Consider the following 8,428-nt stretch of genomic DNA (forward strand, 5'->3'; position numbering starts at 1 on the left):
ATAGCCGGTCCAGCCGCCCAGTGCCTGAAGTGCCTTGCGATCGTGCAATTCTTCCTCCTGACCTCTATAGAATCAGGCGTCAGGTTACGCAATCTCCATCAAACCCTCCACGGTTTACTGCGATGAACCTTAATTTTTGGTGGCGTGGCGTCTTGGCTCATAACGATGCGGATGCTCGCGTGCTGGGAAATAAGTACGCGAAATTCAGCGATTCATTTTGTAAGGCAGTGCCAGCGGGAACCGACGCGGATCATCCAGCCTGCCAGTCGCACGAGTGGGAATACGACGTGCCGAAAGACCCGGAAGAGCAAGCAAAGCAGCTTTTACGCGAGCAGAAGCGACTTATACGGCACATCGAATTCCTGCGTCATCCGGTCGAACGCCGCGCCGGTCCCCAGAGCTATCCGCAAATGCCGCGTTCATTGACACCCTACGAGCAAATGACACTATCGGCATGGGGTGCGCCGGGCGCGCCGGTAGCGGCTGTCGATCAACTGTTAGCTGAATACGTGCATGATTCGGTGGCGGCTTTCACGTCGTGGCCGTGCGCGCTCTACGAGCAACGCGGGATTTACTGCGACCAGACGCGATATCTGGCAGAGAATGATCCCATTGGAGTACGTGACGTGGCCGTCGCGTGAACGCGACGTGTGTATGCCTCTATGGGTGCCAGCCCATAGTGGTGCGACTCAATCAATTTCGATCGACTCTTTAGCCATTCGACAGTGACCGAACTCGACTCCGCCACGCAACGAATTCCGATCCGCATCCGTGCCGCGCACGCGGGCGAAGCTCCGCTGATGGCCGACATCGAAGCCGCCGCCGCGCAGCGTTTTAACGACGTCGGCATGCCGCATATCGCGTCGAGCCCGCCGACCGACCTTGCCGATCTGCACGCGCGGATCGACGCCGGCCGCGCGCTCGTCGCCGTCGATGCCGACGAACGCATCGTCGGCTTTGCGATATATAGGATGCTCGACGCGTCGCGTCTCTATCTCGAGGAGGTGGACGTGGCGCCCGAGCATGCGGGACGGCGAATCGGCTCCGCGCTGATCGACGCCGTCGCGGGGCGGGCTCGCGGGGCGGGCGCGCGGCAGATCGTGCTCTCGACGTTCCGGCACGTGCCGTGGAACGCGCCGTATTACCGCTGCCTCGGCTTCGTCGATCTCGACGACGGCGCGCTCGATCCCGCTCTGACCGCCGTACGCGCGGCGCACGTCGCGCACGGGCTCGACGAATCGCAGCGCGTGTTCATGAGTTGCTCGCTTGGCGACTAGCCGACTGGCGTCGCCGTTGGCGGCCGATGCGCGACACTCATCGGACTGACGACGCTTGATGGCCACCTGCCGACCTGCCGACCGCCGACCGCCGACCGCCGACTACCGATTACCGATTACCGATTACCGATTACCGATCTCAGAGCCCCGAACTCCGAACTCCGAACTCCGAACTCCGAACTCCGAACTCCGAACTCCGAACTCCGAACTCCGAACTCCGAACCCCGAACTCCGAACCCCGAACCCGAACCACCCACGACCAGGCGGCCCGTTCCCGAGACAGTCTCACGCCGCGCTTTCCAGCGCCGGATAGTCCGTGTATCCCGTTTCGCCTTCGGAGTAAAAGGTCTTGGAGTTCGGCTGGTTGAGCGGTGCATTCAGCTCGAAGCGGCGCGGCAGATCCGGATTCGCAATGAAGAGCTTGCCCCACGCGACCGCGTCCGCGCGTCCGGTTTCGAGCGCCGCCTGCGCACTTTCGAGCGTGAAGTTCTCGTTCGCAATGAACGGCCCGCCGAACGCTTCCTTCAACTGCGGGCTGAGGGAATCGCCGCCGAATGATTCGCGTGCGAACAGGAACGCGATGTTGCGGCGTCCGAGTGCTTGCGCGACATAGCCGAACGTCGCGGCGGGGTTCGAATCGCCCATCGTGTGCGAATCGCCGCGCGGCGCCAGATGCACGCCGACGCGCGCCGCGCCCCAGACATCGATCGCTTCGTCGACCACTTCGAGCAGCAGGCGCGCGCGATTCTCGATCGAGCCGCCGTACGCATCGGTGCGGCGGTTCGAGCCGTCCTGCAGGAATTGATCGAGCAGATAGCCGTTCGCGCCATGCACTTCGACGCCGTCGAAGCCGGCCGCGCGTGCGTTCTCGGCGCCGCGGCGGAACGCGGCGACGACGCTCGGGATCTCGTCGAGCTCGAGTGCGCGCGGCGTCACGTAGGCCCGCTGCGGGCGCACGAGGCTCACGTGGCCGCCGGGCGCGATCGCGCTCGGCGCGACGGGCAGCGCGCCGTCGAGGAAGACCGGGTCGGACACGCGGCCGACGTGCCAGAGCTGCAGGAAGATGCGGCCGCCGGCCGCATGGACGGCGGCCGTCACGAGCCGCCAGCCCGCGACCTGTTCCGGCGACCAGATGCCCGGCGTGCTCGCGTAGCCGACGCCCTGCGGCGTGACCGACGTCGCCTCGCTGATGATGAGCCCTGCCGACGCGCGCTCCGCGTAATAGCGCGCCATCAGCGCATTGGGAATGCGCGTGTCGCCGGCGCGGGCGCGGGTCAGCGGCGCCATGATGATGCGGTTCGGGAGCGTCAGGTCGCCGATGGTCAGCGGATCGAACAGAGAAGGCATGAGGAGACCCCTTCGAGTGTGGCTAAGCCCTTGCGGCAAATGGGCGGATGTCAAAGGCCGCGATGCAGCGAATCGAGGAACGCTTGAATCACCGCGTCGTGGCGCTTGAAGAACGCCCATTGACCGACGCGGGTCGACGTGACGAGTCCGGCGCGCTCGAGCGTCGCGAGATGCGCGGACACGGTCGATTGCGACAGCCCGCACAGCGCATCGATCTGGCCCGCGCAGACGCCGTGCGAAAACGCTCCCGCGTGCGATGCGGGGAAGTGCTTGTCGGGCTCCTTCAGCCACGCGAGGATCGCGCGGCGGACGGGGCTGGCGAGCGCTTTGTAGATTGCGTCGACGTCGACGTCGATGGTCATGGACAAGGCGAAGGCGGTGGAATCGTGCGAATCGTCGGTTCCCGAAGCCTATATCGGTCAATGACGATATGAACAGCAACACTCTATTGACTAGGGGTGATAGAGATTTGCAATCGATGCGATAGCGGCCGGAGCCGCGTGGCGACGGACCGCCTTCCGCGAGCGTACTCGTACGGTCGCCGCATGAACCGGGAACCGCTCGCCGGGCGGCGAGCACACGCGCGGCTTGCCGAAAGCCTCGGGTTGGCGCCTGCCGCGCGCAACACGCTTCGCGGAAAGCCGCCGCGCGCTCCGGGACGCGCTCAATTCCAGCGCCCGTCGATATAGATCCACGTTCCTCCCCGCTGCTGCCAATAGCCGGGCACCCAGCGATGGCCGGGGCGCTGTGCGACCCACCGGCCCGGGATCCACACGTATCGGCCGCCGCGCCAGCCCCAGGAGCCGTTCGTCCACACATAGCCGCGCGGGCGCGGGGGCGCTGGACGACGCTCGTGTCGAAGCGGCGGGGGCGGCCGGTTCGGACGATCGGGGTACGGCGGCCGGGCGGGCTGCGGCTGCATCGGCGGACGGTAATCGGGCGGTCGATAGCCGGGCGGCGACTGCGGCGGTCCGGGCGGCTGTTGAGCGGTCGCGGCGGCGCCGAAGCCGAGGCCGCCGGCAAGCGCGGTGCCGGCGAGCGAGAGCGTGCGAAGAAAATGGCGTCGATTCATGGTTGCTCCGTGTAGTGAACCGGATGCGGCGCGAGCCGAAGCGGCGCCGCAGGTTCGACCCTAACGCGTCGCGCACCGTCTATCGTTACGAATGCTGTAACGGCTGTTGCGGCGCTCGACGGTCATGCAGAACGGAAAGCAGTATGAAGCTATCGAAATTTATCTGCCGATAGCCTTTATTCCCGGCGATGGTGATTACGTCAAAAATGGGTAAAAAATACCGATTCCGTCAGTTCTATGCGCAGACGGTTGTTGTTTATACGCAACCGTCAAGACGCTGACACAGAAGAATGCTCGTACCGACCCCGCCAAAAAGATAGTGTCAATAGGCCAAAAACGTTAGATAAAACAAATACTTATAAGAGGCTAGCATTTCTATTATTTCTAGTTCTGGAAAAGCTTATTTCTTTATTCGCGAATGGCGGCCCTAGGGTACACCCCTAAACTCACGGTTCCCATAACGGGCAACCATCCGGGCGCGGCCATGCAGGTAGTTTCGCAAGCCGATGTGGCGCTTCCGGGCGGTTGCAGACCGTTTATCGAAACGAGGTCGCAAGGCCTACCTTTTTAAAAAGGGAGCTCCACGCATGAACAAGACTCTGATTGTTGCAGCAGTTGCTGCATCGTTCGCCACCGTCGCACACGCACAAAGCAGCGTCACGCTGTACGGCGTGCTCGACGCAGGCATCACGTACCAAAGCAATGTCGCGACGCCGTCGGGCTCGGGCAAGTCGCTGTGGTCGGTTGGCTCGGGCGTCGACCAAAGCCGTTTCGGTCTGCGCGGCTCGGAAGACCTGGGTGGCGGCCTGAAGGCGATCTTCACGTTGGAAAGCGGCTTCAGCATCGGTAACGGCAAGTTCCAGAACAACGGCGGCATGTTCAACCGTCAAGCGTTCGTCGGTCTGTCGAGCAACTACGGCACGGTCACGCTGGGCCGTCAGTACGACGCAACCCAAGACTACCTGTCGCCGCTGTCGGCAACGGGCACCTGGGGCGGCACGTACTTCGCGCACCCGCTCAACAACGATCGTCTGAGCACGAACGGCGACGTCGCGGTGAACAACACGGTCAAGTTCACGAGCGCGAACTACGCTGGTCTGCAATTCGGCGGCACGTACTCGTTCTCGAACAACTCGCAGTTCGCGAACAACCGTGCTTACAGCGCGGGCGCTTCGTACCAGTTCCAAGGCCTGAAGATCGGTGCTGCGTACTCGCAAGCCAACAACCCGGGCGTGAACACCGTGGGTGCGACGGATCCGCTCACCGGCCTCAGCCTGAACGGCTCGAGCGTGACGAACGTGCAAGGTCGTTCGCGCGTGTACGGCGCTGGCGCAAGCTACGCGTACGGCCCGCTGCAAGGCGGTCTGGTGTGGACGCAATCGCGTCTCGACAACCAGGCTAACGGTTCGCCGACCCTGCGCGCGGACAACTACGAAGCCAACGTGAAGTACAACCTGACGCCGGCTCTGGGTCTGGGTGCTGCTTACACGTACACGAACGCCAAGGTGAATGGCGAAAGCGCGCACTGGAACCAAATCGGCGTTCAAGCCGACTACGCTCTGTCGAAGCGCACCGACGTGTACGCACAGGCTGTGTACCAGCGTTCGTCGAAGAACGCGAACGCATCGATCTACAACGGCGACCTCAGCACGCCGTTCAGCACGTCGATCAACCAAACCGCAGCAACGGTTGGTCTGCGTCACCGCTTCTAAGGGTGACGGCTGGCTTGTCCAGTCTCGAAAAGGCGCCTTCGGGCGCCTTTTTTCATGTGTGCCGAGCATGTTCAACAGCTTGGGGGTGCAAGCTCCCTATTCAGCCTGATGGTGGTGAAGGATTAGTGAAGCGCAAGCGGGCGTCGCGAGGCGGGGTCTGAAAGAAGCGCGTAGTAAAGCCATGACCTGACGAACAGAAACCAGATACGAGGCCTACCGGGCTGGACGAGCAAGCATGTGATTGTGAAGTCCAGCGCCTCAGAAATGAGGCGAAGAATGACGGTGCTGGAGCCACGCGTGGCCAAATCTAGATCCGCAGCAAGAGGGGCACCGAAGTCCAACAACCTAAATCGCGTGCGATCGCTTCTGAGGCCCGCAGCCGCGCCGGCTGGATGCCGCTAGGAACGGATTTGTGCAGGTTAACGGTTATCGCATGCCCGCCGGGCCCCCGATAATGTTGACGACTGAACCGACGAGGCGCTGCGCCGCAGACTCGCATGACCGACACCTTGTCCATCGGCCCTTTGGGCGGCGATTATCATCGCTGGCTTGCCAAACGCAAGTAGCGCGTTGAGCGCGCTCGGCGGCGCCCCTCGATGAGCGTGAATCATAAATTACTCTGTGGCCGCAGTTCGGTCGCGATATTCTTCTGCGATAGCAACAGCGAGGGTAGGGTACGAAGGTCATCGACCAGCTTGCGCGCGATCTGAAGGCATCATATCTCCAATATGCGAGGGTTTTCGCCGCAGAATCTCCAATACATGCGGGCGTACGCGCAGGCGTGGCCGGCGCCGGAATTTGTGCAGCAACCTGCTGCACAAATTCCCTAGTTTCACCTCTGCACACGGCTCGACAAGGCGAGGGACCCGGTGGTGCAGGACTAGTACGCTGGAAAGCGCTAGAGTACGGCTGGTCACGAAACATCCTGACGATGCAGATCGACACGCAGGCGCACACGCGCAGCGGCGTCGCTGTGACCGATTTCGACGCGGGGCTGTCGCCACCACAGTCGGATCTGGTGCGAGAGGTGCCTAAAGGCCGGGACGTGTCCGATTTCTTGGAGCTGACCGAGTGGATGTTTCGTACGGCTGGGGTGTGAATATCGGCTGCACGGCGAACGGAATCGTTGAGATCACGCTTCTCGCCGCCAAGAGAACAGGTTTAATCGATCATATTTGATCCTTTATATAATTTGCACATTAAATATGATCGATAAATATATCCGCTGGCGCCTCGCGTCTGTCTGCGAGTGAAGGCGCGCGCCATTGTGCCAGTACCAGCGCCGCCATCGAACGGCGAAAGCGCGTTCGGTCGGCGAACAGTTGCTTAAACAGCGGCTCAGTTTCCGTGATGTATGCTGCCGGCCGTCCCGTTTGCCGGTCGTCCTGCGCAGGCACCATCGTTGAAAGTACGTTCGTCAGCGCCCATCGATGGTGCTGGGGCGAAGGTACGTCACGCGGGCCGGATATCTCCCGTGGAAGTAAAAAAATAGGATCAGATCAAGTGCGTCAACTACGTCGCCACTCAGCGCAGCCGGTACGCCGCCCACTTCGCCATTGACCCGCCACCGGCGGACTGGCCGCCGGAGATCCATCGCGATTACGCAGCCCTATTTATCCGTCGGTCAGCCGACGGCGGTCGCGAATCGTTGATTGGGACATTCGGCATCTGACTGAAATGGAGGATTAAGGGTAAGGACGCCGCCGCACAGATACATCGAGGTCGTTGCAATCGAGGCATGACGCAGGTTGTCGCATAGAGGGGCGGCCGTCACGGCGGCGACGGCTCGCACGCCGGAAAAGCAGCACAGTTGCGACGTGCGACCGCGCGGTCGGCACGCCGCGCGGCTCACCCGCGCGACACCGCCTTCACCGCAAGCGCGGCCGCCGCCGAGCGCGTCTCGACATGCAGCTTCCGGAACAGATGCTCGAGATGCTTGTTCACCGTGCGCGGGGCCATGTCGAGGATGTCGCCGATATCGCGGTTCGTCTTGCCGCGCGATATCCACAGCAGTACCTCGGCTTCGCGCGTCGTCAGCCCGAACTGCTCGATCAGCGACGCGACCTGCGCGCCGTCGTCGTAGGTTTCGAGCACGATCACCCATTCGCCTTGCGCCGGCGCGCCGGTCACGCGCGCCACGCGGCGCACGTCGCCGGCGGCGATCTCGTGCAGCGCGTCATCCGGGCAGCCCTGTTCGAGCCAGTCCGCGAACCAGTGCGCGAGCTCGGCCGGTAGCGTCGCGCGCGTGACCGTCCTTGGCTGGCGACCACCGGCTGCGTCGGCCGCGGATTCGCATCGTGCCGATTCGCGCGACGGGCCGGCATCGCCGCGTGCGTCCAGTTCGTCGTAGCCGGCGAGCTTCGGCACCGCCTGCGGGCTGTGCCAGCGGATCGCGCAGGCGCAGTCGACGATCACCGCCGCCCGCGCGTCGAGTCCGAGCACGGTGTTCGCGTAGCGTTGCGCGCGCGAGCGCTCCACGTGCGCGGCGATTCGTGCGCAGACCTCCTCGGGCCGTACCGGTTTCGTCACGTAATCGATCCCGCCGACGCGAAAGCCCTGCACGACATGCTCGCTTTCCGCGAGCGCGGTCATGAAGATCACCGGCAGATGCTCGTGGCGCCGGTCCTGCATCAGGCGGCGGCAGGTTTCGAAGCCGTCGAGGCCCGGCATCATCGCATCGAGCAGCACGACGTCGGGCGTCACGCGCGCGAGGCACTTCAGCGCGTCGTCTCCGCTCAGCGCGACGAGCACCGCGTAGCCGTCCGCCTGCAGCGTGTCGGACAGCAGCGCGAGATTGTCCGGCGTATCGTCGACGATCAGCACGACCGGACGATTGCCGGGTACGCCGGGCAGCGCGGCAACGGGAACGGGCGGCACGGGATCAGTCATCGGCGGCTAGGGCGTGTTCACACTATCGAAGGGCTTCGACAATCAGGGCGAAGTTGATAAAGGCAATGAACATCAGATCGAGTTTGTCGAAGCGCGAGAAGATGCGACGAAAGCCCTTCAATCGACGGAAC

8 protein-coding genes and 1 pseudogene are annotated in these 8,428 nt (G+C 63.2%); 4 read left to right on the plus strand and 5 right to left on the minus strand.

Annotation, left to right across the window (positions count from 1 at the left end):
* Positions 1-152 precede the first annotated feature (152 nt).
* Together WS62_RS34915 and WS62_RS25450 are read left to right on the plus strand one after the other, a co-directional pair.
* Complete coding sequence (locus WS62_RS34915; RefSeq protein WP_231748417.1) at positions 153-641, plus strand: hypothetical protein; 489 nt, start codon at positions 153-155, stop codon at positions 639-641.
* Between the two features lie 84 nt (positions 642-725).
* A complete protein-coding gene (locus WS62_RS25450) occupies positions 726-1,277 on the plus strand; it encodes a GNAT family N-acetyltransferase (protein ID WP_066576796.1) in 552 nt (183 codons plus the stop codon).
* 285 nt (positions 1,278-1,562) lie between these two features.
* On the opposite strand, the gene WS62_RS25455 is transcribed toward WS62_RS25450, so the two are convergent.
* From WS62_RS25455 to WS62_RS25465, 3 genes are all read right to left on the minus strand, one after another.
* On the minus strand, positions 1,563-2,624 hold the full coding sequence (locus tag WS62_RS25455; protein WP_066576803.1) for an alkene reductase: 1,062 nt from the start codon (positions 2,622-2,624) through the stop codon (positions 1,563-1,565).
* A gap of 50 nt (positions 2,625-2,674) precedes the next feature.
* Positions 2,675-2,980: an ArsR/SmtB family transcription factor gene (locus WS62_RS25460; RefSeq protein WP_156441133.1), complete on the minus strand. Its 306-nt coding sequence runs from the start codon at positions 2,978-2,980 to the stop codon at positions 2,675-2,677.
* Between the two features lie 308 nt (positions 2,981-3,288).
* Positions 3,289-3,696, minus strand: a complete 408-nt coding sequence (locus WS62_RS25465; protein ID WP_066576806.1) for a YXWGXW repeat-containing protein — start codon at positions 3,694-3,696, stop codon at positions 3,289-3,291.
* Positions 3,697-4,283: 587 nt separating this feature from the next.
* Here WS62_RS25465 and WS62_RS25470 point away from each other — a divergent pair.
* Positions 4,284-5,408: a porin gene (locus tag WS62_RS25470; RefSeq protein ID WP_066491108.1), complete on the plus strand. Its 1,125-nt coding sequence runs from the start codon at positions 4,284-4,286 to the stop codon at positions 5,406-5,408.
* 931 nt (positions 5,409-6,339) lie between these two features.
* Complete coding sequence (locus tag WS62_RS38435) at positions 6,340-6,507, plus strand: hypothetical protein (RefSeq protein WP_156441132.1); 168 nt, start codon at positions 6,340-6,342, stop codon at positions 6,505-6,507.
* Between the two features lie 749 nt (positions 6,508-7,256).
* On the opposite strand, the gene WS62_RS25485 is transcribed toward WS62_RS38435, so the two are convergent.
* Positions 7,257-8,297: a response regulator transcription factor gene (locus WS62_RS25485; protein ID WP_082721280.1), complete on the minus strand. Its 1,041-nt coding sequence runs from the start codon at positions 8,295-8,297 to the stop codon at positions 7,257-7,259.
* A gap of 22 nt (positions 8,298-8,319) precedes the next feature.
* Positions 8,320-8,428, minus strand: a pseudogene (locus WS62_RS25490) (IS5-like element ISCARN85 family transposase); the annotation flags it as partial.

It is taken from the genome of Burkholderia sp. ABCPW 14 (assembly GCF_001523835.1).
Taxonomy (GTDB): Bacteria; Pseudomonadota; Gammaproteobacteria; order Burkholderiales; family Burkholderiaceae; genus Burkholderia; species Burkholderia mayonis.

Bases quoted from the DNA above. Each gene is read 5' to 3' on its own strand.
- WS62_RS25485 (WP_082721280.1), bottom strand. From the start codon at position 8,297: ATGACTGATCCCGTGCCGCCCGTTCCCGTTGCCGCGCTGCCCGGCGTA.
- WS62_RS38435 (WP_156441132.1), top strand. From the start codon at position 6,340: ATGCAGATCGACACGCAGGCGCACACGCGCAGCGGCGTCGCTGTGACC.
- WS62_RS25455 (WP_066576803.1), bottom strand. From the start codon at position 2,624: ATGCCTTCTCTGTTCGATCCGCTGACCATCGGCGACCTGACGCTCCCG.
- WS62_RS25470 (WP_066491108.1), top strand. From the start codon at position 4,284: ATGAACAAGACTCTGATTGTTGCAGCAGTTGCTGCATCGTTCGCCACC.
- WS62_RS25465 (WP_066576806.1), bottom strand. From the start codon at position 3,696: ATGAATCGACGCCATTTTCTTCGCACGCTCTCGCTCGCCGGCACCGCG.